Below are 25,722 nucleotides of genomic sequence, written 5' to 3'. Positions count from 1 at the left end.
ACCGCGCGCCGTCAACCGCTCGCTGCCGGGGCTCGACCCGCCGCCCAACCGTGGCGGCCAGGCCCGCCGCCAACGGTGCGCCGCGCTGTCGACCGCGCGCCGTCAACCGCTTGCTCCTGGGGCTCGACTCGCCGCCAACCGTGGCGGCCAGGTCAGCTGCCAATGGTGCGCCGCGCGCTGCCGACCGGAGCGCCGTCGGCCCGAACGGCGCCAGTCCACATGGCGCCGCCCGCAAGGCACAGCCCGAACGCCGCCGGCCCGACCGGCGGTGCCCCGGCCCGACCGCGGCGGGGCCGGCCGGACCGGCGTTGGGGCCGGGTCAGCCCGCGAACTCCGGCCCGTGGACGGCCGCCCGCAGCCGCCGGTACCAGCGCCAGCCGATGGTCTTCACCCCGTCCCGGTACGGCGCGATGCGCGCCCCGCCGCCCGAGAGCCAGGTGCGCACATCGTCCACGGTGTGGGTGCGGCGGACGATCAACCGGGCGATGCGGTAGCGCTCGTCCCGCTCCGAGCTGAGCGCATGCCGCACGGCGGTCGCCGTCTCGTAGCCCGCCTGGGCCGCCATCGCCCGCACCCTCGGGCTGTTGTAGCCGTGCGGGTAGGCGAGATGCGGTACGGCATGACCGAGGGTGTCCTCCAGCACGGCCTTGGAGTCGTACAGCTCGGCGCGCAGCTGCCGGCGGGTCAGGGTGTCCAGCTGGGCGTGGGTGACCGTGTGGCTGCCGACCTCCATCCCGGCTCGCTCCAGTTCCGCCGCCTGCGCCAGCGCCATCATCGGCGCGGGCGGCAGGAGACAGCGCCCGCCCGGGGTGAGCGCCCCGGTGGTGAGATACGCGGTGGCGGCCAGGCCGCGTGCGGCCAGCGCCTCGGCGGTGGGGCCCGGCAGATCGGCGAACCCGTCGTCGAAGGTCAGCAGCACCGGCCGGGGCGGCAGCGGCCCCCGCCCGGCGAGGTGTGCGGCGAGGGTGCCGATGGTGACGGGCGTGCGGCCGCTGTCCACGACGGCGTCGAGGTGCGCGGCGAACTCCTTCGGCGAGACCGTGAACTCGGCGATCCAGTCCGGCGGATCGTCCATCACGGCGTGATAGAGGAACACCGGGATGGCCGCCGCCGGGCCGGACCCGGCCGTGCTCCCGGCTCTCGCGCCCGCTCTGCCCGCCACCGGCTCCCGCGGTGTCGTCGTCATCTCCGCCCCCTCGCGGCCGTCTTCCGCAGGGCCTGCCGGGCGCGCAGATAGCCGGCGGGCCCGTAGAGCATGCCCCGGCGCTGCAGCCGGGACAGGCGCCGCGGCCAGGGATGGCTGCGGCTGTCGTGGCCCCCCGGAGCGGCCCCGCCGCCGTCGGTGTCCCGTACGGCGGTCAGCGCCCGTGCGTGCGCCAGGCCGCGCGGCAGCCGGGCGAGGAAGGCGGGCAGCAGCGCGGGCCGGTTGACCAGGATCGCGGTGAGATAGGCGGTCAGCCCGGCGCCGTAGCCGTAGGCCTGGGTCTCCAGGTCCGCCCAGGTCTCCCGGTGGTGGTGCCACACCAGCGCCCGCGGCGTGTAGTGCAGCCGGTGCCCGTGGGCGAGGACGCGGACGAAGCCGTAGAGGTCGTCGCCGCCGCGTGCGGGCGTGCCGGCTCCGGTGGCCGGGTCGAAGCCGCCGACCGCGCGCAGCACCCCGGTGCGGAACGCCATGTTCGCCCCGGAGCCGAAACGCCCCGCCGTGAACGGGAACAGCGGCTCGTCGCGGGGCGGGGCGGCGGGGTCGTACGTCGTCGGCGTGAAGCCCTTCGCGAAGCCGCCGTGGCTCTCCAGCAGCACCTGGGCCGGGGTGCGCAGCCGGGCCGGCAGGATCAGGCCGGTGACGCAGCCCAGGCGCGGGTCGGCGGCGAAGGGGACGGTGAGTTCGGTGAGCCAGCGGGGATCGGCGATGACGTCGTCGTCGGTGAAGGCGACCACCTCGCCCCGGGCCACGGCCAGTCCCGCGTTGTGGGCGACGGCGAGCCCCGGGACCGGCTCGCGGACATAGCGCACGCGCTCCCCGTACTTTTGGTGCACCAATTCTTTTGTCTCGTCGGTGACGGGAGCGTTGTCGACCACCACGATCTCGAAATGCGGGTGGTCCTGGGCGAGCAGCGAGTCGAGCGCACGGGCCAGCTGCCCGGCCCGCTCCCGGGTCGCCACCACGACCGAGGCGTGCGGCGGTGCGGCATCGCGGGGCGGGGCCGGCTCGCTCCGGAAACCCCCGGACCCGGCGAGCACCCGTCGCGCGGCCGACGTCAGCACCGCCCGCGGATCGGCCCCCTCCGGCACCCGCTCCAGGAACGTTCCGGCCGGCACGCCCTCCCGTCTGACCAGCACGAACACCTCGCCGGCGGTGACCGGCGGGCTGCCCGGCCCGGGCCGGAGCGCCGCCTGTTCACCCGCGCCCAGATCCACCTCGGCGACCTGCACCGCCCCGGTGGACAGGAACCTCCGGATCTCCTCCCGCGTACGCGAAGCACGGGACATCGACGATGTGCGCGATGTACGGGACATGAACCCTCCCCCTCCTCATGACCCCCTCGTCACCGTCGGCGGCCGCCGCGCAGCCGTCCCGCGCCGCGCAGGGCCCGCGAGGCCAGCGACGCCACACCCGGGTGGTCGCGGACGAACGCATGGGCGCGGCGCACCGGTTCGCGGCTCAGCCAGTGCAGGGCGGCACCCGCACCCGGACGCAGCGCCGCTCCCTCGTAGACGGCGAGTTCTCCGGTCTTCAGCGAGTCCTTGTACTCGGCGGGGCCGCGCCCCATGTCGAGCAGGCCGATGCCTTCGGCCGCCGCCGCCTCGGCCATCCGCAGATGCAGCACCAGACCCGGCGAGTACTTTGCGAACGCCGGGTCGTACGCCGGGAACCAGCAGGACAGCACGGACGCCGAGCGCAGCCCGAAGTGCGCGGCCACCGGCCGCCCGTCGGCGTACAGGACCGACAGCGTGCCCGTGCACTCGGGCGCGCGGGTCTCGGCGAGCCGGCCGACCAGCCGGGTGATCCACTCCTGGGCGAACCGGTCGCGCCGCCCCGTCCTGCGGTACTGCGCCGACTTCCACTCCATCAGCGTGCGCAGCACCGCCGGGTCGCGCTCGTCGAACACGAACCGCACGGGCCCGACCTGGCGGCCCAGCCTGCGCTCCTTGGCCAGCGTGGTCTTCAGGAACTTCGGCGACTGGGCGCGCAGCACCGACTCGTAGGTGTCGTAGCCCTTCTCCACGTCGATGACGAAGGTGGCGTGCTCCTCGGCCGCGTACGGCAGGAAGAGCCGCTGCTCGGGCTCCAGGTTGTCGAAGGCGAAGGTCGACACCGAGCAGGCCCGCAGCAGTTCGGCGGTGTCCTGGACCAGGCCCGGACGCAGGATGGCGCCCTGGCAGTCCGACACCCCGAGCCCGATGGCCCGTCCCTGGCCGAGCGGCCCGCGCTCGAACGGCAGGAAGCCGGCCGGTTCGGTCCCCTCGTACAGGACCGCCACCCGGGCGCCCGGCCGCACCAGGCCCACCGCGGCGGTGAATTCCGGTTCCATGAACGGGTTGCGCGGTACCTCGGCGGCCGCGCGCAGCTCCCGCCAGCGTTGCCGCTCCCCCTCGCCGAGATCCTCCGGCCTCAGTACGTGCACACGTCCACTGCTCACCTGACCCCCCGATCAAGTCCCCCCTGGACACTTGGAAGGTACCGCCCGGGAGGGCATGGACGGTAGGTAGCAGACCATCTTGTTGCCAATCGGTGCACAAGCCATGGGGCGCGGGCGTACCGGACGGCGGTGAGAAGCACCGGCGTGTTGTCCGTATTCTCTGATCATGGCCGCACCCACCGCATATTCACTCATCGCCACCGACCTGGACGGGACGCTGCTGCGCGGCGACGACACCTTGTCCGCCCGGTCCCTCGCAGCGCTCGCGCGGGTGGCGCGGGCCGGTGCCCGGCACCTCGTGGTGACGGGCCGCCCGGCCCCCCGGGTGCGGCCCCTGCTGGAGGCCCTCGGCTGCACGGGGCTCGCGGTGTGCGGACAGGGCGCGCAGGTGTACGACGCGGGCGCGGACCGGATGGTGTGGTCCGTCACCCTGGACCGGGAACTGGCGGAGACCGCGCTGGGCAAGATCGAGGCCGAGGTGGGGGAGGTCTATGCGGCGGTCGACCAGGACGGCGTGGACGGGCTGACCCTGATCGAGCCGGGGTACCGGATGCCGCACCCCACGCTGCCCGCCGTGCGGGTCGACCGGCGCGACGCGCTGTGGACCCGGCCGATCAGCAAGGTGCTGCTGCGCCACCCCGAGCTGACCGACGACGAGTTGGCGGCGACCGCGCGTGCGGTGGTCGGCCCGCTCGCCACGGTGACCATGTCCGGGCCGGGGACCGTGGAGCTCCAGCCGTGCGGTGTGACGAAGGCGACAGGGCTGGCACTGGCGGCCGAGCGGCTCGGGCTGGGCCCGGAGCAGACCCTGGCGTTCGGTGACATGCCGAACGACATCCCCATGTTCGACTGGGCGGCCCGGGGCGTCGCCATGGCCAACGCGCACCCGGAGCTGAAGGCGGTGGCCGACGAGGTCACCACGACGAACGAGGACGACGGCGTGGCCGTCGTCCTCGAGCGTCTGTTCCCGGAGACCGGGTGCCACCTGCCCCAACAGGTGCCGCCCCGGTGCGATTCCGGATTCGCGTCCTCGTCCGCCGAGAGCACGCTTCTGTCGTCCCAGTAGGGAATCTCAGCAGGGTCCCGGTGGGCGGCCGGCGGCTCCCCAAAGCCGTCCCGAGCCCTCCGGGGGTGGGCCACTCGGCTCAGTACGCGCCGAAGACGTTGTCGATGGAGCCGTAGCGGTCGGCGGCGTAGTTGCAGGCCGCCACGATGTTCGCGACCGGGTCGAACGGGTCGAAGGCGGTGCCCGGCACGTGGTAGGCCGCGAAGGTCGGGTCGATGACCTGCAGCAGGCCCTTGGACGGGGTGCCCTTGGCGGCGTTGGAGTCCCAGTTGTTGATGGCGTTCGGGTTGCCGGACGACTCGCGCATGATGTTGCGGTAGATGCCGTCGTAGGAGCCCGGGATGCCGTGCTGCTGCATGATCGACAGCGCCTCGCGGATCCAGCCGTCGAGGTTGTTCGGGTACGCCGTCGAGGTGGCGGCGGCCGGGGCCGCGGCCGGAGCCGCGGAGGCGCTGGTGGCGCCGATGAGCGGCAGGGCGACCACGGCGGCGCCGGTGCCGGCGACGGCGAGGGTACGGGCGAGACGGCGGCCGCGGAAGCGGCGGGTCATACCGGTTGCAGGCATGTTCGTGTGTCCTCTCCTACGCCTGCGAGGTGAGCTGTCGGGTTCGGGCTGGGAGAGTGCCCGGCCGTGCCCCTTCGGGCATGGCTTCACCCCTAGCCGTTCCGGACGGATGCCCGGCCCGGCGACTTACCTGGGTCCCCCGCTCCTGCCGTGCGTGAGTGATCGACGATCGGTGGTGCGGGCGGCGGCAGGATTCGGCGTCCGCCCGGCAGGCCGGGAACGTATGCGAGAGCACATGCCGGGAACAAGTGCGGTCATCACAGAAGTGGTCGTTTGATCTTGTCCTGGGGTGATTTGTGTACTTGATTCTTTGCTGCCGCCAAGGGTCAACTCCGGTGCAGGGATGGGGAAAAGGGGTGCGGACGGGTGCGGGGGTGGTGAGGTTCCGGGCGTGAGGCACTTCACTGAGGGAGGGGGGTGGGAGCATATTTCGTCAAGAGGAATTCGCCTGGTAATTGCGGCAAATCGGGCACCGAGGCGGGCAGGATGGTGGATGTGGCGATGTGAGGTGCTCGGTGGCGCGAGGTGGAGTGCTCGGCAGGGGGCTCGTGGGGGCCCGACACGGTGGAATGGGGTGCTCGGTGATGCTCCGTGATGCTGCGTGATGCTCCGCGAGACGTGTTGTGATCAAACCATCAGGAATGCGGTGGTGTGATCCGGTCGGCCCCGGCGGGTAACCCCGGGCGCTGGTGGTGATCGAAACGTGACCGGATACGCTGACTTGAGTGGCGACAGCGACCTATCGACAAACCGTGTAATCGGCAGTAGACACCAGCAGACAGGAGACCCCTCGTGACCGTCGTCGGGCCGTTCGGGCTGAGCGTGCGGGACCAGGCTCTCGAAGCCGATGTCCAGGCCGGATTGACGGCTGTCGAGGAAGGGCTGCTCGAGGCCACCAAGAGCGAGGTGCCCTTCATCACAGAGGCCGCGCAGCATCTGGTGCGGGCCGGGGGCAAGCGATTCCGGCCACTGCTGGTGATGCTTTCCGCACAGTTCGGTGACCCGTACGCACCGGGGGTCGTGCCGTCGGCGGTTGTGGTGGAACTCACTCACCTCGCGACGCTGTACCACGACGACGTGATGGACGAGGCGGCCGTGCGGCGCGGCGTTGCCAGCGCGAACACGCGGTGGGGCAACTCCGTCGCGGTGCTCACCGGCGACTTCCTCTTCGCGCGGGCCTCGCACATTCTGGCCGACCTCGGGCCGGAGGCGGTGCGGGTGCAGGCCGAGGCGTTCGAGCGGCTGGTCACCGGGCAGATCCTGGAGACGGCCGGGCCGCAGGACGGGCGGGACCCCGTCGACCACTACCTGGACGTCCTCGGCGGCAAGACCGGGTCGCTGGTGGCCGTGTCCTGCCGGTTCGGGGCGATGATGTCCGGTGCCGACGAGACGGTGGTGGACGTCCTGACCCAGTACGGCGAGCGGCTGGGGGTCGCCTTCCAGCTGGCGGACGATGTGCTGGACATCGCCTCGGACTCGCACGAGTCGGGGAAGACGCCGGGGACGGATCTGCGGGAGGGCATCGCCACGCTGCCGGTGCTGCGGCTGCGGGAGCGGGCGGCACGGCTGGGGCTGGCGGAGGATCTGGCGCTGTGCGAACTGCTGGACTCCGACCTCACGGATGACGCGCGGCACGCCGAGGCGCTGCGTCTGCTGCGGGCGCACCCGGCGCTGGAGCAGGCCCGCCGCGACACGGTCCGCTTCGCCGAGGAGGCGCGGGCCGCCCTGGCCCCCCTCCAGGAATGTGACGCCAAGGCAGCCCTCGAGCAACTCTGCGACGCGGTCGTCCACCGCGCCGGCTGACTCCCGGGATTCCCGGTGGGGTGCGCTTTCTCCCTGCCTGCGGGCCGGTGGGGCCCCGTGGCCATGCCTGCGGCGCAACCGCGGCCCCGGTGAGGGTGCGCGCAGCGCCACGCTGAATGGGTGAGTCGGGGCCGGGGTGGTGGTATCCGTCCTCGGTCTGGCGCGGAATCAGTCGCCTTTTGGGCACTGGTGCGGACGCGCCGGCCGCTGCGGGCGGACACCACCACCCCGACCCCTCCCCGCCGCGCGGGTCCGCGGCCGCCCACCGCCGGTGCCCTGCTGGGCGCCGTGCGCGGCTACCGCCTCGCTGCGGGCAACCGCGCCCGCCCGACCGCGGGCACCTGCGGCCGCGTCACTGCGGGCAGTCGTGCCGCCCAGGTGTGCTGTCCCGGGACGTTGGTGACACACGGACCGGGTGCCTGAACAGGTGAGGGCCTTCTGCGTTCGGTGTGGACTGCGCCATCCGCAGCCACTTCCGGCGCCGGGGAATCCGGGCGGTCGTCCCGCAGCCGTCCGGCCAGATCGGCCACCGCCCGCGGCGAGGCCGCCAAGGCGGCCGACCGCCCGGCTTCGACCGCGAGGCCTGCAAGCAGCGGAACACCGTCGAGCGGTGCATCAACCGGCTCACGCAGTGGCGCGGCCCGGCCGCACGAACCGGCAAGCCTGCCATCGCCCACCAGGCCGCACTCCACCTCGCCGGCATCCTCATCCGGGCCCGACGCTGGCCCAAAGAGACAGAACCTAGCCCTCCCAGCCGAGGTAGACCGACTTTGACCAGGTGTAGAAGTCCACCGCGACCGCACCCTGCTCGCGGAAGGTGTTGCTGGAGGAGTCGCCGACGCCGCCGAACGGGACGTTGAGGTCCAGGCCGGTGGTCGGGCGGTTGACCTTGACCACGCCCACGCGGACGGCCGCGGCGAAGCGCTGGGCGGCGGCCAGGCTGCGGGTGCAGATTCCCGCGGCCAGGCCGTAGCGGGAGTCGTTGACCAGGTTGATCGCGTCGTCCAGGTCCGCCGCGGACAGTACCGCGACCACCGGGCCGAAGATCTCCTCGCGGGCCGCCGTGTTCTCCTGGCTCAGGCCGGAGAGCACGGTCGGGGCGAGCATCAGCCCCTTGGGGGCCTCGCCGCCCGCGGCGACGGTCGCGCCCTCGGCCGTGGCCTGATCGATGGCGGCGGTGATCGTGGCGAGCTGCTGCTCGCTCACCACCGGGCCCATCAGGGTGCCGTCGGCCAGGCCGTTGCCGGGGCGGTAGCGGGCCGCCTCCTTGGCGAGCGCGGCGACGAAGTCGTCGTGCACGCCGGGGGTGCAGATCACCCGGGAGGAGGCGGTGCAGGCCTGGCCGGTGAGGCCGAAGCCGCCCGCCGCGGCGATCCGCGCGGCCTGTTCGACGTCGGCGTCGTCCAGTACCACCAGAGCGTTCTTGCCGCCCATCTCCACCTGCACCCGGCCGCGGCGCTCCTGCACCGCGCGCTCGATGCGCATGCCGACCTGGGTGGAGCCGGTGAAGGAGACCGCCGCCACCCGGGGGTCGCGGACCAGGGCCTCACCGACCACCGCGCCGGAGCCGTGCACCACGTTGAGCACCCCGGCGGGCAGCCCGGCCTGGACCAGGGCCTCGGTGAGGTGGCGGGCGGAGAGCGGGGTGAGCTCTGCGGGCTTGAGCACCACCGTGTTGCCGCCGATCAGCGCGGGCGCCAGTTTCCAGGCGGGGATGGCGATCGGGAAGTTCCACGGCGTGATCAGCCCCACGACGCCGACCGGCTCCCGGCGGGTGTGGACCATGGTGTCCGGCAACGAGCTGGGCAGCACCTGCCCGCCGATCCGCCAGCCCTCGGAGCCGAAGAAGCGCAGTACGTCGATGGCCCGCCGGACCTCGCCGCGGGCCTCCGTCAGCGTCTTGCCCTCCTCCCGGACCAGGTCGCGGGCGGCCTCCTCGTGGTGGCCGCGCAGGATCTCGGCAGCGTCCAGCAGGATCGCGCCGCGCGCCGGGGCGGGCAGCGCCGCCCATCCCGGCTGGGCCTCGGCGGCGGCCGTCACGGCCGCGTCGACGGCCTCGGCGCCGGAGGCCGGGGCCACGGCGACCAGTTCGGCCGGGTCCGCCGGGTTGTACCGCTCGAAGCCGTCGCCGACGGCCTCCTCGCCGGCGATGAGGTTGGGGATCTGCACAGTGCTCATGGCTTTGGTTCCTTGGGAAGTCGGGAGTTCACAGGCCGCGGACCAGGCCGCCGTCGCAGCGCAGCGCGGTCCCGGTGATGTATGAGGCGGGGGCGCTGCAGAGGAAGGCGGCTGCCGCACCGAACTCGGCGGGGGTGCCGTACCGTCCGGCGGGGATCGCAGCCTGGGAGGCGGCCTCGACCTCGGCGACGGGGCGCTGTTCGCGTTCGGCCCGCGCGGCGTCCAGCGCCGCCACCCGATCGGTGGCGATCCGGCCGGGCAGCAACAGGTTGACGGTGACTCCGTCGGCCGCCACCTCCGCAGCGAGGGTCTTCAGGTACGCGGCGAGGGCGGCCCGTCCGGCGTTGGACAGGACCAGCCCGGGCAGCGGTTCGGCGATCCCGCTGGAGCCGACGGCCAGGATGCGGCCCCAGCCGCGCCGTCGCATGGACGGCAGGGTCAGCGCCACCAGCCGTTGCTGGGCCAGCAGCAGCGAGTCCACGGCCGCGGCGAGGTCGCCGGTGTCCAGGCCGGCGGCGGTGCCGGGCCGGGGGCCGGGTCCGTTGAGGACCAGGATGTCCGGATCGCCGTAGGCCTCGCGGGCCGCCTCGACCAGCGCCTGCGGTCCGTCCGGGACGGTGAGGTCGACCTGGACGCCGACCGCGTCCGGCAGTCCGGCGGCGATCTGTTGGGCGAGGTGGCCGCGCCGCCCGGCTACCACGACCAAGGCGCCTTCGGCGGCCAGCGCTTCGGCCACCGCCCGGCCCAGACCGCCGGTGGAGGCGGCGACCACGGCGACCCGGCCGCGGATGCCGAGGTCCATCAGCGCACCTCCTCGGGCAGCGCGGCGAGGTGCCGTTCCAGCTGCGGGACCAGGGCCTCGGGCAGCTGCGCTGCTGGTGGTCGCACCCCCGACTCCATGATCAGGCCACGGCGCCGGATGGCCTCCTTGCGCAGTGCCAGCCCGATCCCGGCCTGTGCCTCGAAGTTGACCAGCGGCAGATACGGCAGGTAGGCCTCCCGGGCCGCGTCGTGGCCGCCGTTCCGCCAGGCCTGGACGCAGGCGATCAGGCCCTCGGGGCAGGAGAAGCCGGTCATCGCCCCGGCGGCGCCGGCCGCCAGCTCGTCGAGCAGGCCCAGGCCGCCCAGGCCGCCGAATACCGGGACGTCCAGTTCGGCGGTGAGCCTGGCGATGGCCGCCGGGGTGGGCGGCGCCTCGGCCTTCACCGCCACCGCCGAGGGGACCTGGCGGACGGCGCGGACCAAGTCGGCGGTGCGGATGGCCACCCGGCTGGTCTCCGGGTAGTCCTGGACGACGATCCCGGCGCCGGTGGCCTCGTGGACCGCGTTGAGGTGGGCGGCGACCACCTGCGGATCGGGCGAGTTGACCTGCACCATCAGTCCGGCGAGGCGGTCCCCGACCACCTCGCGGACGAGCCGGGCCTCCTCCAGCACCGGTGCGGTGGCGAGTGCGGTGACCCCGACGACCAGCGGCAGGTCGACGGTGTCGGCCACCGTCTCCAGCACGGTGCGGCGTTCCTCGGCGGAGAGCCGGGCGGCCTCGCCGAAGACTCCGAGCACGGTCAGACCGGTGGTGCCGATCCGCTCGTAGTGCTCCACCAGCCGGGCCAGGCTGGGCTCGTCCACCTCGAAGGCGGATCCGAGGAAGGGCGTGGCGACCACACCCCACACTCCGGGGGCGAGTTGTTCGGGCATCGGTGAGCTCCCCCTCATCGTCCGGGCCAGACCGGTGGCCGCTTCTGCTGGAAGGCGAGCAGGCCCTCCTTGGCGTCCTCGCTGTCCAGCGCTGCCATCAGCGCCGGGGTGCGCAGCTTGTGGGCGTCCTGCGGTGACAGCCCGTCCCCGTGCTGGACCATCTGCTTGATGGCGCGCAGTGAGGTGGGGGCGCAGGCGAGGATGTCGGCGACCCAGCGGTCGACGGCCTCGTCCAGCTGCTGTGCGGGGACCACCTCGTTGACCAGGCCCATGCGGTGCAGCTCGGCCGCGGAGGCGCGGCGGCCGGTGAGCAGCAGCGCCATGGCCTGGGTGTGCGGCAGCCGGCGGACCAGCTGGAAGACGCCGCCGTCCAGCGGGATCCGGCCGACCCGGGGCTCGGTGAGGCCGAACTGGGCGTGGTCGGCGGCAACGACGATGTCGCAGCCGAGGACCATCTCCATGCCGCCGCCCAGCGCGTAGCCGTTGACCCGGGCGATCACCGGGACGTCCAGGGTGGTGCGCAGGCTCAGCCCGCCGAAGCCGTTGGGGTCCAGGCCGGCCCAGTACTCCAGGCCGGTCTTGTCCACCGCGTCGGCGGACATGTCGGCGCCCACGCAGAACGACCGCTCTCCGGCGCCGGTGACGACGACCGCCCGCACATCGGGGTCGGCCTCGATGTCGGCCCAGATCTCGTTGAGCCGGGCGTTGGTCTTGGCGTCCACCGCGTTGAGCACGGCGGGGCGGTCGATGGTGACCCGGGCGATGTGCCCGTCCCGTACGTAGCGGACCTCGTCGGTCATTGCAGCACCCCCTTCTCGCGGAGCAGGTCGATCTGCTCGGCGGTGTAGCCGAGTTCACCGAGCACCTCTGCGCCGTGCTCGCCGAGCCGCGGCGGGACCCGGCGGACCTCGGCGGGGGTGGCGGAGAGGTGGAGCGGCGCGTTGAGGGCGCGGATGCGGCCGGCGACCGGGTGGTCCATCTCGACGATCATCTTGTTGACCGCGGTCTGCTCGTCGTCGAGGGTCTGCTCCAGACTGCGCACCGGGGCGCAGAGGATGTCCTCGTCCTCGAGCCGCTTGACCCAGTAGTCGGTGGTGTTGCGGGCCACCGCCTCGGCGAAGATCCGCTGCAGCTCGGGCCGGTGCGCGAACTGCAGGTCCAGGGTGGCGAACTCGGGGCGCTCGCTCAGGTCCTCGTCGAGTTCCAGGGCGCGGCTGATGTGGTGCAGCGCGTTGCTCTTGAAGCCGCCGACCATGATCAGTGCGCCGTCGGTGGTGGGGAACACCCCGGTGAGCGGCATCGCGGCCCAGTTGATCTCGGAGCCGCGGTTGAGCTGCTGGCATGCCTCCTGCATCTGCATGTGGAGCATCGAGTCGTACATCGACACCTCGACCTTCTGCCCCTCGCCGGTGCGGTCGCGGTGCAGCAGGGCCAGCAGGATGCCCTGGAACAGGTGCATTCCGGTGGTGTAGTCGCAGAGCGTGGTCGGGTAGAGGGTGACGGGGTCGTCATCGGAGACCCGGCGCCACATCACTCCGCTGTACGCCTGGGCGATGGCGTCCTGCCCGCCCTTGTGGGCGTACGGGCCCTCGGTGCCGAAGCCGGTACCGGAGGCCCAGATGATTTTGGGGTTGATGGCGCGCAGCGCCTCGTAGCCGAGGCCGAGCCGCTCCATCACGCCGGTGCGGAAGTTGCTCACCACGACGTCGGCGGAGCGCACCAGTTCGTGGATGACCTGCCGCCCCTCCTCGGTGCGGGTGTCGATGGCGATGCTCCGCTTGTTGCGGTTGATCGACAGGAAGATGGGGTTGTCCAGGCCGGCCGGGTCCGGGATCGAGGTGCGGGAGATGTCGCCGGTGCCGGGCCGCTCCACCTTGATCACGTCGGCGCCGTAGTCGCCCAGCATCTGGGTGCAGGACGGGCCCATGAAGACCTGGGTGAAGTCGATGACGGTGACACCGCTCAGCGGCTGCGGGGCGGTGGTCATGCCACGGCCTCCTCGGGCTGGTCGACGGTCGCGTTCTCCGAGGGGACGTCACCGGGGTCGGCGCCCTGCTCGCGCATCCGGCGCTGGATGACGGCCGGGTCGACGTCCCGGACCAGCACACCCTGCTCCACCGCGGTGGCGGCGGCGATGCCGGCCGCCTGGCCCATGGCCATGCAGGGAGGGATCTCGCGGGACATCCGCTGCGCCTCGGGGGTGGCCGAGTAGTGCCGGCCGGCGACCAGCAGCTGATCGACACCGCGCGGCAGCAGCGCGCGGTACGGGGTGTAGTAGTCGCGGCCGCGGGCGACGCTGTCGGCGAAGTGGCGGCGGGAGGTGACGTCGTCCTTGGTGACCACGTACTCGCCCTGCAGCAGCCGGGTCTGCCGGACGCCCATCTGCTCGGCGACGTCGAGCAGGTAGGCGTTGCCGAAGCCGGGCAGCTCGGCCTTGATGTGGTCGAGGACGGCGCCGATCCGGGCCCGGGCCTCGAACTCGGCCTCGGTGAGCGAGACCGGGTCGGTGCCGTCGAAGCCGGTCATGTGCGGGCAGTTGCACCAGACCACGCCGGGAATGGGCGTCTTGAGCCACCACAGCTCCCAGGCGCCGCCCAGCATCCGCTTGATCTTGCGGTTGATGGCCCGGGCCTCACGCGGGTTCTCCTGCTCGAAGCGCTCGGCGGCCGCGGTGTCCACCCCGCCGAGCCGGAAGACCAGGGTGACCAGGTAGCTGTCCTGGGTGTACGGGGCGCCGGCCCGGGAGGCCACGTCGATGTCGCCGGTGGTGTCGATCACCACATCGCCCATCACCGCCTGCGGACCGGACTTGGTCTCGCAGACCACGCCCTTCACCGCGCCGTCCTGGACCACGGGCCGGGAGAACCAGCTGTGCAGCCGCAGATTGATCCCGTTCTCGCGGACCAGGTCGTTGGACACCCGCTTCCAGCCGTCGGGATCGAAGGCGACGGCGTAGCAGATCGGCTTGGGGTTGGTGTGGGAGTGGAAGTCGAAGGCGCCCCAGCGGCCCCACTTGGCCCACATCTCGGGCGAGGAGTAACGGTCCTCGGCCGGCGGGTAGACGGCGAGGCCGAGCTTGGCCATCCGCTCGACGTACTCGTCGACGATACCGGTGACGGTGATCTCGTTCCCGTTGATCATGTCGTCGAGGACCAGGACCATGCCGCCGGAAGCCAGGCCGCCAAGAGCCGCGTAGCGCTCCAGCAGGGTCACGCTGGCGCCGGTGCGGGCGGCGGCCACGGCCGCGCTGACCCCGGCCGGTCCGCCGCCGACCACGATCACGTCGGACCGCTGGACCACGGGGGCCTCGACGGCGTCGAGAGAGACGGTCTGTGACATCTGACTTCCCTTTCAGCTTCCGACGCGGACGGCGCCGCGGCGGAAGACGAGCACATAGAGCAGGACGCTGAGCAGACAGAGGACCGCGCCGTAGACGGGGAACGCCCAGCCGGCGCCGAGGTCCTGGAGCCACAGCAGGAGGTAGGGGGCGGTGCCGCCGAAACCGGCCACGCCGATCGCGTAGCCGAGGCCGACGCCGGTGACCCGGCAGCTGGTCGGCATCAGGGTGGCGGCGACGGTGTTGTACAGGCCCATGGTGAAGGCGAGCACCGGGGCGCCGACCAGCATCACCACGGTGAACGTCGCCATGCCGGGCTGCTGGTAGGCGAGCACGACGAAGATCAGTGGCACCACGGCGAGCCGGGAGGCGATGAAGGTGCGCGAGATCCGCTTGCGGTCGGCGAGCCGGCCGACGAGCGGGTAGAGCGCGGCGACGCAGATCCCGGAGAGGGTGGAGACCAGGAAGACGGTGTCCGGGTTCTCGTGGTAGGCGGAACGGGCCAGGTTGGGCAGTCCGGTGGTCCAGGTGTACTGGAGCGCCTGGGCGCCGGCCACGACGAAGACGATCGCCAGGAGCGCCAGCCGGTGCTGCCAGACCTCGGCCCAGACCCGGCCCACCCGGGCCGGCTCGGCCTGCTTCTCGCCCGTGGTGTGCAGGGTCTCCGGCAGGGTGCGGCGCAGCCAGAGGAAGACCAGGCCGCCGACGGCGCCGACCACGAACGGGATGCGCCAGCCCCAGGAGGCCATGGCGTCAGGGGCGACCACCGAGGTGGTCAGGAAGCAGACCAGCGAGGCGCTGACGATGCCGGCCTGCACGTAGGTGCTGATAATGCCGCCGTACCGGGCGGTCCTGCCCTCGGGTGCCAGTTCCACGATGTACGCGGAGTTGAGCGGGGCCTCGATGCCCGTGGAGAGTCCCTGCAGGATGCGGCAGGCCAGCAGGATGACGCCGGCCCAGACGCCGATGACCGCATGGCTGGGCAGCAGTGCTATGATCATGGTGCTGAGCACCATCGAGCCGATGGAGAAGAGCATGACGGCGCGTCGGCCTATGCGGTCGGCCAGGGTGCCGAAGATGATCGCGCCGAGCGGCCGGGCGGCGAAGCCGACCGCGAAGACGGCCAGCGCGGACATGGTTTCGGTGACGGAACTGCCCGACGGGAAGTAGAGCGGGCCGATGTAGGAGGCCAGTAGCCCGTAGACCATCCAGTCGTACCACTCGACGGCGTTGCCGCCGCCGAGGGCCAGCAGGGCGCGGCGGTGCGAGAGGGACTTTCTGGTGGTGGCAGGGCTTCTCTCGGTGAGTGATGCCATGTGGGGCACCTCGTCTTAGGGAGGCGCACGGAACGAGGCCGTGCGGAACCGGCGCCCGGGCCCGAGGCCGGGGCGTTGGGGACGGGGCGGTGCGAGGCCTGTGCCTACCAGCTGGGCGGAGTGACCACCCAGATCGAGGTGGCGGGCTCGTCACCAGGATTGACGTACCAGTGCGGAATGCTGGAGGAGTAGGTGATGGAGTCACCCGCCTCGAGCCGGTGACGGACGCCGTCGAGATAGACGTCCTTCACACCGGAGAGCACGATGCCGAACTCCTCGCCGTTGTGACAGAACGCGGTGGCGCTGGTGTCGTGGCCCGGCTGGGTGACCACCCAGAGGACCTCCAGAGCGCCGTTGAGAGAGGGAGTGAGCAGTTCGTACCGGTCGCCGTTAGCCGAGTCCGCACCGTGGAAGTCCAGGCTGCGGCGCTCGTGGGCACGGACCACCGGGCTGACCTGCTCCGCGAGGTGCAGCAGCCGCCCGATCGGCACGTCCAGACCGTGAGCGATCTGCACCAGGCTGGCGAAGGAAGGATTGCCCTTCCCCCGCTCGATCTGGCTGATCAGTCCGGTGCTGACGCCGGAGCGGCGGCTGAGCTCGTCCAAGGTCAGATCCGCCTGCTTGCGCAAGGCCTTGATCTGCAGGCCGACCGTGGCGACCATCACATCGAGGTCCGGCCGGTCGTCCGGCATCGGTGCGTCGGTGTCGTGCACGGTCTTCGCCTCTCCCTGAGCAGCGTTTGTCCTGCGGCATATTGAAGACCTTCACCATGATGAACACAACCCCCTGAGGTTCATCTCTTTGAAGCCGGGCAGGCGCCCGGCACGAAGAGCTGGTGCTCCAGGGTCGTCAGACGCCGACCTGCGGCGCCGCTGCGGGCGGCGGTCGCCTCGCACGCCATCGACCACCGGCTCCCGGGCACGGGCCGACCCCTGCGGCCCGTGAGCACCAGCCGCACAGCACCGTCGCCTTGAACCCCTGCAGGGGAACACCAGTCACCGGTCCCGGTGGGTGGGGAGGTACAGCGCCGGCCCCCATCGCCGGCCGTGAGCCAGGATCCGGCCCACGGGCCCGGCGTCATCACCAGCACGCGGCCGCGCAGGAGGCCGCCCCATGAACCGCGCCTGACCCCAGTGCAAGGGGGCAGCGGTCCCCCAACGCCGGGGAGTGAGAAGTAACCCGTGGCCGGCCCCCGCGCCGGGTGAGATGAAGCTTGGCCGGGTGGAGAGCTCGGTCGGTGTCCCCTACTGGTCGGCGGAGGGAAGCACGGGGGTTTGTCATACCGGAGCAGTACGTGGAGTTGAGCCCGCGGGCTGACGTATCCGGGGGTGCCGTTTGGTCAGATGGACAGCGACGGACATCACCCCTTCTCACCGGTAACGAGTGAGAATGGCGGCTCAGGCCGAGCCCGCCGCCGACCACGGAGGTACCACACACATGGCACCGCACGACACCGACGGCAACACCACCGCAAGGGAGGCCGACGAGCCGAGCCGGGCCCGCCGCAGGGCCGCCCGCTACGTCGTCCCCGTCACGGTGATGGGCGTGGCGGCCGCGACCATCGGCCTCGTCCCCGCACTCGCCGACTCCGGCGACCCCGACCTCCCGGAGATCACCGCAGCCCAGCTGATGGAGAAGATCGCCAAGTCGGACGTCGAGCAGCTGTCCGGCACCGTGAAGATCACCACCGACCTCGGCCTGCCCGACCTCGGCGGCCTGGAGAGCAGCCTCGCCTCCGGCGCGATGAATCAGGGTGAGGAGGACGGCTCCTCCGCCGACCCCTCCACCAAGCTCACCGAACTCGCCTCCGGCACGCACACCCTGCGCGTCGCCACCGACGGCCCCGACCGGCAGAAGCTGTCCCTGCTGGAGGACGCCGCCGAGTACAGCCTCATCCACAACGGCAAGGACGTCTGGGGCTACGACAGCAAGTCCAACGAGGTCTACCACGGCACCGTCGACGAGCCCGCCGGCAAGGCCAAGGAGGAGCAGCCCCCGGCCACTCCCAAGGACTTCGCCGAGGAGGCGCTGAAGTCGGTCGACGACACCACCTCCGTCAAGGTCGACGGCACCGCCCAGGTGGCCGGCCGTGACGCCTACAAGCTCGTCATCAAGCCCAGGCAGTCCGGCTCCACGGTCGGCGCCATCAGCATCGCCGTCGACCACAAGACCGGCATGCCGCTGAAGTTCACGCTCACCCCGGCCGCCGGCGGTGCCGCCGTCGTGGACGTCGGCTTCACCAAGGTCAGCTTCGACAAGCCGGCCGCCTCCACCTTCGGCTTCACCCCGCCCAAGGGCGCCAAGGTGACCGAGGAGGGCGACCTGGACAAGGGCGGCAAGCCCGAGCACGAGCCGGAGAAGGACCTCGCCAAGGGACTCGACGGCATGAAGACGCTCGGCGAGGGCTGGACCACCATCGCCACCTTCGACACCGGCGGCGAGGGCCTGCCCACCGGCGGCTTCCTCGACTCGCTCGGCGACCAGGTCAAGGGAGACTTCGGCACCGGCACGGTGTTCAGCACCCGCCTGGTCAACGCACTGGTCACCGAGGACGGCACGGTCTACGCGGGCGCCGTCACCAAGGAAGCCCTGGTGAAGGCTGCCGAGGAAGCGAAGTAGGGTTCGCGGAAGCCGTCCGGGGAGCGAGGGAGCCGATGGGCGAGACGTCCGTCAACGAGCCGGAGCCGAACGCGGCCGGGGAGGGTGACGGTGTCATCGTCACGCGCTCCCTCACCAAGCGCTACCGCGGAGGGCAACTCGCCGTCGACGGACTGAATCTGACGGTGCCGGCCGGCAGTGTCTTCGGCTTCCTCGGGCCCAACGGCTCCGGGAAGACCACCACCATCCGGATGCTGATGGGCCTGATCGAGCCCACCTCGGGCACGGTCCGGGTGCTGGGCCGGCCCATGCCCCGTGCGGTGCGCTCCGTGCTGCCCGAGGTCGGTGCGCTGATCGAGGGCCCGGCCCTGTACGGGTTCCTGTCCGGCCGGGACAACCTGCTCCGCTACGACGCCGCCGACCCCACTTCCGACCCCCGCACCCGGCGCGCCCGGGTGGCGGAAGCCCTGGAGCGGGTGGGGCTGACGGCCGCCGCCGGGAAGAAGGCGAGGGCGTACTCGCTCGGCATGAAACAGCGGCTGGGGCTCGCCGCGGCGCTGCTCCGGCCGCGCCGGCTGCTGGTCCTGGACGAGCCGACCAACGGGCTCGACCCGCAGGGAATGCGGGAGATCCGTTCCCTGATCAGGGAGTTGGCCTCGGACGGCACGACGGTCTTCCTCTCGTCGCACCTGCTCGACGAGATCGAGCAGGTGTGCACGCATGCCGCCGTGATGGCGCAGGGCCGGCTGGTCACCCAGGGCCCGGTGGCCGAGCTGGCGGCCGGGGCGCGGGGGCGGCTGGTGGTTCTCACGCCGGACGTGGCGGAGGCCGCGCGGGTGCTCAAGGAGCAGGGCGTGGGCGATGTCGTGGCCGAGGAGGAACGGGTGACCGGCGAGACGCCCGAGGAGCGGGACCTCGCCGACCTCAACGCCGCGCTGGTGCGGGCGTCGGTGCGGGTGCGCGGCTTCGGCGTCGAACGGGCCTCGCTGGAGGACGCGTTCGTCGCCCTGACCGGGGAGGGTTTCGATGTCGCGGGCTGAGGCGGCTGCATCCGGCGTGCGGTGGCTGTGGACCTTCGGTCTGTTCCGCAGCGAGCTGCTGACCACTCTGCGGCGCTGGCGCACCCTGGCCCTGCTCGGGGTGCTGGTGGCGGTCCCGGTGCTGATCGGCGTCGCGGTGAGGATCGAGACCGGTGACGGCGCACCGGCGGGCGGGGGCGGCGGCGAGGGGCCCGCCTTCATCTCCCAGGTCACCAACAACGGGCTGTTCCTGGTGTTCGCCGCGCTGGCCGCGACGCTGCCCTTCTTCCTGCCGATGGCCGTCGCGGTCGTCGCCGGTGACGCCATCGCGGGGGAGGCGAACGCCGGCACGCTCCGCTATCTGCTGGTCGCCCCGGCGGGCCGCACCCGCCTGCTGCTCACCAAGTACGCGACCGTCATGGCGTTCTGTCTGGTCGCCACCCTCGCCGTCGCGGTGTCGGCGCTGACGGTGGGCGCGCTGCTGTTCCCGCTCGGCGACCTCACCACCATCTCCGGCACCCGCATCAGCTTCGCCGAAGGGCTGGTCAGGGCGCTGCTGATCGCCCTGGTCGTCGCCGCGTCACTGGTCGGGGTGGCCGCGCTCGGCCTGTTCGTGTCCACCCTCACCAACAGCGGCATCGCCGCCATGGCGACGACGGCCGGGCTGCTGATCACCGTGCAGATCCTCGACCACATCCCCCAGCTGCACGCCCTGCACCCCTACTTCTTCTCCCACTACTGGCTGTCCTTCGCCGACCTCATGCGCGAGCCGGTCTACTGGGAGGACCTGACCAGGAACCTCGGCCTCCAGGCCCTCTACGCGGCGGTGTTCGGCTCGGCGGCGTGGGCGAGGTTCACGGCGAAGGACATCACCTCGTAGCGCTTGCCTTACGTCCCTTGCGTCGCGGCCTCACATCGCGGCGCTCACTTCTCGTGCGGGAAGCGGGCCAGGGGTGCCTCCCGGGAGAAGAAGGTCTTGGCCCGGGCCAGCGCCTCGCTGTCGTTGAGGACGTCGCCCGGCTTGCTGCCGTTGCCGAGGAGCACGCCGCCGAAGCGCATGCCCATGTAGGCGGCGGAGTTGTTGAGGGTGCCGATCAGCGGGTCGGCGACCGAGGGCTCCTCGTCGGCGTGCGCGGCGACGCCCCACAGGGTGCGGCCCGCCATGGTCGCCTTGCAGTCCGTGCCGGCCCTTCACCGCGATCGGCACCCCGGCCGGCGGCAGCCGCTCACCGGCCCGTACTCCTGCGTCCACCTCGTCGGCTCGGCGCAGTGCCTCCTCGCGCCACACCTCGACGAACGCGCACAGCTCACGGTCCGTGCGCTCGATGCGTTCCAGGGCCTGCGCGATCACCTCGGTGGCGCGGAGGGTGCGGGCACGGACGGCGGCGGCGATCTCCACGGCCGAGGGAAGCGGCTCAGCTCTGCTCTGCTCTGCTCAGCGCAGGGCTCCCGTGAGGCGGGCGAGGTTCTCCGACTCGCGGGGCGGGCGGCCGCTGAGATCGCCCAGCCGCCATTCGGGCACCCATGGCACGCGGTACACGTCGATCACGTTCTCGATCAGCCGGATCCGCTGGGCGAGCGGCTTCGGCAGCCGTCCCGGCGCGTCCGCCACCAGCACCACGGCGTCGAGGTCGAGCCCCTGCGGGACCTGCCCGAGCCGGAACAGCTCCAGGGCCGCCGTCACCGAGTCCAGGCCCGTCGCGTGCGTGCGCGCGACGAGCAGCACCGACTGCGGATCGCCGGGGCCGGGCCAGGACCGCCCGCTGTCGTGACCGCCGTGGACCGCGGCGAGGGTGGAGACGCCGGCGCCGCCGTGCGTGCCCACCCAGGAGAAGACCCGGCCGCTCGCCCGGGCGGGCGCGGGCCGCGGCGGGCCGCCCGCGTCCCGTGCCGCCGGTTCCGGCGTCGCCACCGGACCGCGGAGCCAGATCTCCGGTCCCTGCTGCATGTCTCTCCCCATGCCTCCTCTCCTGCCTCGTCCTCCGATCCTCATGCCACCGCCCCGCACCCGGGTCGGGGGCGGACGGGCGTTGGGACGAGCCTGTGACATCGCAGTGACGTGAGAAACGCGAGCGAGCGGACACACTCGAAGACAGGTGTACGACCCGAATGAGGGGACGATGGCTCGACTCAGCCGCGAGAAGAAGCGGGAACAGGCGGAGGCCGTCCACGCGGCGGACCCCGGGACGGTGCCGATAGACGTACATGTTCCTCTGCCCGTGTCGGGTACGGGCGCCGGTACGCCTGGTGCGCCGAGCGGCGCCCCGGCCGGTGCCTCGGTCGGCGGGGTGCCGGTGGTCGCCGGGGCCGGCGAGGAGATCCAGCAGGCGGTGCTGGACCGTCTGCACCGCATCGCCATCGCCTCGGGTCACCCGGTCCTCGCCACCGTCCATGACGAGCGCATCGGCTATGTGGTCCCGCTCCGGGTCGAGCCGGACGGCTCCAGCCACCTGGTGGGCGAGCCGCTGCGGATGGGAGCCGCCGCGGCGGCGGCATCCCCCGCGCCCGCTGCGCCCGCCGCGCCTCCGCCGCCGGGTGGCGGGCGCGACATGTCCACCCACCTGCTCCGCCACGTCCCGGAGCCGCCTCCGTCGCACACCCCGCGTCCGTCGCACACCCCGCGTCCGGCGAGCACCGCGAGTCCGGTGACCAACCCGAGCCCGGCGACCAATCCGAGTCCGGCGGCCGACCCGCGTCCAGTGACCAACCCGCACCCGGTGACCGCCCCGAGTCCGGCGACTGATCCGAACGCGGCGACGGCTCCGCCTTCGCCGTCCTCGGCCGCAGCTTCGTCTCTGGCTGCGGGTTCTGCTCCGGCGGCGCCTCGCTCCTCGGATGCGGCTTCGCCGTCGGCTGCGGCTCCGCCTGCAGCGGCGGGCGCGCCTTCTGCCGCCACTGCGCCTCCGGTATCGGGCCCGACTCCGGCATCGACTTCGCCGCAGGCACCGCCCCAGCCCTCGGTGCCGCCGCAGCCTCCTGCGCAGGCACAGCCCTCTGCGCAGACTCCACCCCCCGCTCCTGAGCCATCCCCCGCTCCCGAGCCGCGCGCGGCCGCCGGAACGGGTGCCGCATCCGAATCAGGCGCCGCACCTGAAGCAAACACTGATTCCGTGTCAGCCCCCGCCGGGGAGGTGCCCGTACGTGACTCCGCCCCGACCTTCCCGCTCCGGGTCGTGCCCGAACCCCACGTGCCGAGTGACTCCGCGCCCACCTTCCGGCTGCGTGCCCTGGCGCAGCCGGAGGACGCCGTGCCGCCCGGTACGGTCGTGCCGCCGACGGGTGCCTTCGGGCCGCCCCCGGCCATGGATGCGAAGCCTCACCCGGCCCCGGCCCCGGCCCCGGCGCCCGAGGCCGGACCGCGTGAGGAGCCGGAGGACCTCGGGCCCGACCCGAAGCCGACGCCGCCGCGTGGGTTCGACGCCGTGGCCGAGGCGGTGCTCGGTGACGAACCGCTCGCCGTGCCGGACGAGGCACGGCTCGCCGAGCCCATGGGGCGGATCAACGACGCGGTGCGGGAGGGCCGGATCGACGAGGCGGCGCGCCTGGCCGAGCAGACCATGACCGATGCCTCGGCCGAGCTGGGGCCGGAGCACCCGGAGGTGCTCCGGCTGGGCGAACTGACCGCCTACATCGCCTACTTGGCGGGCGAGCCGGTGCGGGCCTTCCGGCTCTCCCTCGATCTCGCCGGGATCTGCCGCCGTACCGGCGACACGGAGGCCGCCTACGGCAACGTCCGCAGTGCCGCCACCGCCTGGCGGGCGGTGCGCGACCCCCGGCACGGCCTGGAGCTGGGCGAGGAGCTGATCGCCCTGTGGACGGAACTCGCCGCCGAGGGCGGCCCGGCCGCCGACGAGATCGAGGAGCTGGAGTCCGCCCGCGCCCGGATGGGACGGCTGAGCGAACGCGCCGGCAGAGACTGACAGGGACTGAAGGCGCCTAACGCACGTAACGCACGTAACGCACGTAACGCACGTAACGCACGTAACGCACGTAACGCACGTAACGCACGAAGTGCTACGCCGACAGCTCCCACACCGCGTGGGCGACCGCGTCGCTGTTGCGGTCCAGGGTGGTGTCGTCGATGTTGGCGGTGGTGTCGCAGGACGAGTGGTAGCAGCGGTCGAAGGACCTGCCCGCCGTGCCGCCCCACTTCGCCGCCTGCGCGGCCGACTTGAGGCGGCCCGCCCCGGTGAACAGTCCGCCGACCGGCACGCCCGCGTTCTTGAACGAGGCGTGGTCGGAGCGTCCGTCGCCCTCGGTGTCGGGCTCGGTGGGGACGCCGATGCCGGCGAAGTAGTCCTTGAAGGTCTTCTCGATCGCGGGATCGTCGTCGTAGACGAAGTACCCGGGGTTCGGCGAGCCGATCATGTCGAAGTTGAGGTAGCCGTCGATGCGGTTGCGGTCGCCGGTGGTCAGACGGCTCACGTAGGAGCGGGAGCCGACCAGGCCGAGTTCCTCGGCACCCCACCAGGCGAACCGCAGGTGCTTGGTGGGCCGGTACTGGGCTCGTGCCACGGCGAGCGCGGTCTCCAGCACGGCGGCCGAACCGGAGCCGTTGTCGTTGACGGCGGGCCCTGAGGAGACGCCGTCGAGGTGTGCGCCCGCCATCAGGACCTGGTCGGGGTCGCCGCCGGGCCAGTCGGCGATGAGGTTGTAGCCGGTGCGGCCGGAGCTGGTGAACTGCTGGACGGTGGTGGTGAATCCGGCCGCGTCCAGCTTGGCCTTCACGTAGTCGAGGGAGGCCTTGTAGCCGGGGCGGCCGTGGGCGCGGTTGCCGCCGTTGGCAGTGGCTATGGACTGCAGCTGGCTCAGATGCGCCTTGACGTTGGTGACGGGGATGTCGGGTGCGGCGGCGCGGCGAGGGGGAGTGGTCGCCGCCGCGTCGGCGAGGGTGCCGCCTGCCAGGAGGGTGACCATCGCGACGGCACCGGCCGTGGCCGCACGGGTGGAAACGGAGAGTTTCATGGGGGGACTCCGAGTTCCTTGGGGAGGCCCGTGGGTTGGGGTGCCCACAGGCACGCCACTGTGAAGTGGGTGCCTGGATGGTCGAGGCCAACTGACACTCCGTCAAGAGCGCTATCAGGACAGCGCTTCACGCATATCGGAAGGGTGTCGATTGCCGGAAGAGCGTCGGTTGCCGGGAGGGGGTCGGTCGTCGGAAGGGGGTCGGCCGTCGGAAGGGGGTCGGTTATCGGAAGGGTGTCAGTGCACGCAGAACTCGTTGCCCTCCGGATCCAGCATCACGGTCCAGGCCCCGCTGGGCTCCCGCACCTGCCGCTGCACGCTCGCGCCCAGCTCCTCGAGCCGTGCGACCTCCGCCTCGCGGCGCCCCTCGCCGGGGTGCAGATCGAGGTGGAGGCGGTTCTTGACCGTCTTCGGCTCCGGGACCCGCTGGAACAGCAGGCGCCGTCCGAGCCCGGTACCGCTGTTCTCGTCGACGGGGTCGTCCGGTTGCCGTACCGCGACCAGGTCCCGGAACGCATGGCGGCCGTGGTGCTCGACGACGGCCTCTTCAGGCACGGCGCCGGCGGCGAGCAGCTTCCCGATCAGGGCGCTGTTGTCCTCCACCACGTAACCGAGGGCGGCGGCCCAGAAGTCGGCCTGTGCGTGCGGGTCGCCCGCGTCGATGACCACTTTCCAGTGCACGGGAGCGGACGGTGCCGGTGTCTGCGTCATGTAACCACTTATATTGGTTACATGAGCGGCGGTGCAATGGACAGACGGAAGGACGGTCCGGGTCTCACCCTGATGTCGCACGAGGGGACGCCCTACCGTTTCGACCCGGGCGCCCTGTGCCTGGAGCTGCTGCCCACCGGCGGCCCGGGCGTCTTCGCCCGCTTCGAGGTGCTGCACACCCCCGCCGACCTGGTCACCTGGGCGGGGCACAGCCGCCTCGCGGACGGTCTCGACCTCACCGTCGACGAGGACCAACTGGCACGGGCCCGCGCCCTGCGCAACGCCCTGTTCCTGCTCACCGCCGACCGGGCGCACGGGCGCCCGCTCCGGCGCGAGCACCTGGATCTGATCAATGCCGCCGCGGCCGAGCCGCCGCTGGTCTCCCGCCTGGGGGCGGACGGCTCCCGCTCCTGGGCCCCGGGCGCCACCGGGACCCAGCTGCTGTCGACCGTCGCCCGCGATGCGATCGACCTCTTCAGCGGGCCCTATGCGAACCGCATTCGCGAATGCGGCGCCCACGACTGCCGCCTGCTGTTCGTCGACACCTCCCGCCCTGGGCGCCGCCGCTGGTGCGCGATGGAGCACTGCGGCAACCGCGCCAAGGTCCGCGCCCACCGGGCGCGTCGCGCGCCGGGGGAGGGGGCGTAGTCCGGGCACCTGCGGGGTCAGGGCCCGGCCGGGCACGCCGGTCGGTTCCGCGCAGGTGCGGCTGGCGGTGCGGCGGCGTCCTCCGCCGGGAGGACGGCCCCGGTCGCGGCCGTCGGTGGCGTCGAGGGCGCTCGGTGTCGGGCTCAGCCGAGGTCGGCGTCGGCGGCTCGGGTGCCGCGT

22 protein-coding genes, 3 pseudogenes and 1 riboswitch are annotated in these 25,722 nt (G+C 72.4%); of the genes and pseudogenes, 8 read left to right on the top strand and 17 right to left on the bottom strand.

Translation table 11 applies throughout. The features are described 5' to 3' along the window. Positions 1-319 precede the first annotated feature (319 nt). The 3 genes from ABD207_RS27510 to ABD207_RS27500 all read right to left on the bottom strand — a co-directional run bounded on the left by ABD207_RS27510 (position 320) and on the right by ABD207_RS27500 (position 3,641). Positions 320-1,075: a polysaccharide deacetylase family protein gene (locus tag ABD207_RS27510; RefSeq protein WP_344015893.1), complete on the bottom strand. Its 756-nt coding sequence runs from the start codon at positions 1,073-1,075 to the stop codon at positions 320-322. A 107-nt stretch (positions 1,076-1,182) separates the two neighbouring features. Further along, positions 1,183-2,517 carry a glycosyltransferase family 2 protein gene (locus tag ABD207_RS27505; protein ID WP_425580838.1) on the bottom strand — a complete coding sequence of 445 codons (1,335 nt, stop codon included), beginning with the start codon at positions 2,515-2,517 and terminating at the stop codon, positions 1,183-1,185. A gap of 29 nt (positions 2,518-2,546) precedes the next feature. Further along, on the bottom strand, positions 2,547-3,641 hold the full coding sequence (locus tag ABD207_RS27500; RefSeq protein WP_344015890.1) for a GNAT family N-acetyltransferase: 1,095 nt from the start codon (positions 3,639-3,641) through the stop codon (positions 2,547-2,549). 166 nt (positions 3,642-3,807) lie between these two features. On the opposite strand from ABD207_RS27500, the gene ABD207_RS27495 reads away from it, so the two are divergent. Beyond that, complete coding sequence (locus ABD207_RS27495; RefSeq protein WP_344015889.1) at positions 3,808-4,707, top strand: HAD family hydrolase; 900 nt, start codon at positions 3,808-3,810, stop codon at positions 4,705-4,707. 79 nt (positions 4,708-4,786) lie between these two features. On the opposite strand, the gene ABD207_RS27490 is transcribed toward ABD207_RS27495, so the two are convergent. Then, positions 4,787-5,272 carry a transglycosylase SLT domain-containing protein gene (locus ABD207_RS27490; RefSeq protein ID WP_344015888.1) on the bottom strand — a complete coding sequence of 162 codons (486 nt, stop codon included), beginning with the start codon at positions 5,270-5,272 and terminating at the stop codon, positions 4,787-4,789. A gap of 4 nt (positions 5,273-5,276) precedes the next feature. Continuing rightward, positions 5,277-5,443: riboswitch (cyclic di-AMP (ydaO/yuaA leader) on the bottom strand. A gap of 621 nt (positions 5,444-6,064) precedes the next feature. Between ABD207_RS27490 and ABD207_RS27485 the strand changes: the two genes are divergently transcribed. Continuing rightward, positions 6,065-7,075 carry a polyprenyl synthetase family protein gene (locus ABD207_RS27485; protein ID WP_344015886.1) on the top strand — a complete coding sequence of 337 codons (1,011 nt, stop codon included), beginning with the start codon at positions 6,065-6,067 and terminating at the stop codon, positions 7,073-7,075. Between the two features lie 458 nt (positions 7,076-7,533). After that, positions 7,534-7,815, top strand: a pseudogene (locus ABD207_RS27480) (IS5/IS1182 family transposase); the annotation flags it as partial. A 1-nt stretch (position 7,816) separates the two neighbouring features. Here ABD207_RS27480 and ABD207_RS27475 read toward each other — a convergent pair. From ABD207_RS27475 to ABD207_RS27440, 8 genes are all read right to left on the bottom strand, one after another. Then, positions 7,817-9,253, bottom strand: a complete 1,437-nt coding sequence (locus ABD207_RS27475; protein WP_344015885.1) for an aldehyde dehydrogenase family protein — start codon at positions 9,251-9,253, stop codon at positions 7,817-7,819. A 28-nt stretch (positions 9,254-9,281) separates the two neighbouring features. Then, positions 9,282-10,055: an SDR family oxidoreductase gene (locus ABD207_RS27470; RefSeq protein ID WP_344015884.1), complete on the bottom strand. Its 774-nt coding sequence runs from the start codon at positions 10,053-10,055 to the stop codon at positions 9,282-9,284. Then, positions 10,055-10,948: a dihydrodipicolinate synthase family protein gene (locus ABD207_RS27465; protein WP_344015883.1), complete on the bottom strand. Its 894-nt coding sequence runs from the start codon at positions 10,946-10,948 to the stop codon at positions 10,055-10,057. The genes ABD207_RS27470 and ABD207_RS27465 overlap by 1 nt, the downstream gene beginning before the upstream one ends. Before the next feature lie 14 nt (positions 10,949-10,962). Then, a complete protein-coding gene (locus ABD207_RS27460; protein ID WP_344015882.1) occupies positions 10,963-11,748 on the bottom strand; it encodes an enoyl-CoA hydratase-related protein in 786 nt (261 codons plus the stop codon). Next, entirely contained in the window at positions 11,745-12,935 is a 1,191-nt protein-coding gene (locus ABD207_RS27455; RefSeq protein WP_344015881.1) for a CaiB/BaiF CoA transferase family protein, read from the bottom strand. The genes ABD207_RS27460 and ABD207_RS27455 overlap by 4 nt, the downstream gene beginning before the upstream one ends. Beyond that, entirely contained in the window at positions 12,932-14,287 is a 1,356-nt protein-coding gene (locus ABD207_RS27450) for an FAD-dependent oxidoreductase (RefSeq protein WP_344015880.1), read from the bottom strand. Before ABD207_RS27450 ends, ABD207_RS27455 begins: the two co-directional genes overlap by 4 nt. Positions 14,288-14,299: 12 nt before the next feature. Further along, positions 14,300-15,601, bottom strand: a complete 1,302-nt coding sequence (locus ABD207_RS27445; RefSeq protein WP_344015879.1) for an MFS transporter — start codon at positions 15,599-15,601, stop codon at positions 14,300-14,302. Between the two features lie 104 nt (positions 15,602-15,705). Next, positions 15,706-16,314: a helix-turn-helix domain-containing protein gene (locus ABD207_RS27440; RefSeq protein WP_344015878.1), complete on the bottom strand. Its 609-nt coding sequence runs from the start codon at positions 16,312-16,314 to the stop codon at positions 15,706-15,708. Positions 16,315-17,038: 724 nt separating this feature from the next. Between ABD207_RS27440 and ABD207_RS27435 the strand changes: the two genes are divergently transcribed. Genes ABD207_RS27435 through ABD207_RS27425 form a run of 3 tightly spaced genes read left to right on the top strand, consistent with a single transcriptional unit; the run spans position 17,039 to position 20,098 of the window. After that, positions 17,039-18,220: a LolA family protein gene (locus ABD207_RS27435; RefSeq protein WP_344015877.1), complete on the top strand. Its 1,182-nt coding sequence runs from the start codon at positions 17,039-17,041 to the stop codon at positions 18,218-18,220. A gap of 35 nt (positions 18,221-18,255) precedes the next feature. Continuing rightward, the gene (locus ABD207_RS27430) at positions 18,256-19,239 is read left to right on the top strand and encodes an ABC transporter ATP-binding protein (RefSeq protein WP_344015876.1); all 984 of its coding nucleotides are present in this window, start codon (positions 18,256-18,258) and stop codon (positions 19,237-19,239) included. After that, positions 19,226-20,098: an ABC transporter permease gene (locus ABD207_RS27425; protein ID WP_344015875.1), complete on the top strand. Its 873-nt coding sequence runs from the start codon at positions 19,226-19,228 to the stop codon at positions 20,096-20,098. The genes ABD207_RS27430 and ABD207_RS27425 overlap by 14 nt, the downstream gene beginning before the upstream one ends. A 44-nt stretch (positions 20,099-20,142) precedes the next feature. Here the strand turns inward: ABD207_RS27425 and ABD207_RS27420 are convergent. The 3 genes and pseudogenes from ABD207_RS27420 to ABD207_RS27410 all read right to left on the bottom strand — a co-directional run. Next, positions 20,143-20,403 (bottom strand): annotated as a pseudogene (locus tag ABD207_RS27420) (flavodoxin); the annotation flags it as partial. A 64-nt stretch (positions 20,404-20,467) separates the two neighbouring features. Further along, positions 20,468-20,569, bottom strand: a pseudogene (locus tag ABD207_RS27415) (hypothetical protein); the annotation flags it as partial. Positions 20,570-20,653: 84 nt separating this feature from the next. Beyond that, on the bottom strand, positions 20,654-21,178 hold the full coding sequence (locus ABD207_RS27410; RefSeq protein WP_344015874.1) for a DUF6668 family protein: 525 nt from the start codon (positions 21,176-21,178) through the stop codon (positions 20,654-20,656). A gap of 1,213 nt (positions 21,179-22,391) precedes the next feature. On the opposite strand from ABD207_RS27410, the gene ABD207_RS32215 reads away from it, so the two are divergent. Next, positions 22,392-23,138, top strand: coding sequence for a hypothetical protein (locus tag ABD207_RS32215; RefSeq protein ID WP_425580836.1), 747 nt, complete (start codon positions 22,392-22,394; stop codon positions 23,136-23,138). Positions 23,139-23,232: 94 nt separating this feature from the next. Here the strand turns inward: ABD207_RS32215 and ABD207_RS27400 are convergent, their stop codons facing one another. Together ABD207_RS27400 and ABD207_RS27395 are read right to left on the bottom strand one after the other, a co-directional pair. After that, positions 23,233-24,183 carry a M28 family metallopeptidase gene (locus tag ABD207_RS27400; RefSeq protein ID WP_344015871.1) on the bottom strand — a complete coding sequence of 317 codons (951 nt, stop codon included), beginning with the start codon at positions 24,181-24,183 and terminating at the stop codon, positions 23,233-23,235. 237 nt (positions 24,184-24,420) lie between these two features. Continuing rightward, positions 24,421-24,894, bottom strand: a complete 474-nt coding sequence (locus ABD207_RS27395; protein ID WP_344015870.1) for a VOC family protein — start codon at positions 24,892-24,894, stop codon at positions 24,421-24,423. Between the two features lie 21 nt (positions 24,895-24,915). Here ABD207_RS27395 and ABD207_RS27390 point away from each other — a divergent pair, with 21 nt between their 5' ends. Continuing rightward, a complete protein-coding gene (locus ABD207_RS27390) occupies positions 24,916-25,542 on the top strand; it encodes a CGNR zinc finger domain-containing protein (protein ID WP_344015869.1) in 627 nt (208 codons plus the stop codon). The last annotated feature ends 180 nt before the right edge of the window (positions 25,543-25,722 follow it).

This window comes from Streptomyces thermospinosisporus (assembly GCF_039526425.1).
GTDB lineage: Bacteria > Actinomycetota > Actinomycetes > Streptomycetales > Streptomycetaceae > Streptomyces > Streptomyces thermocarboxydovorans.
The sequence above is the reverse complement of the archived record's forward strand: the minus strand, read 5'-3'. Positions and strand labels throughout refer to the sequence as shown.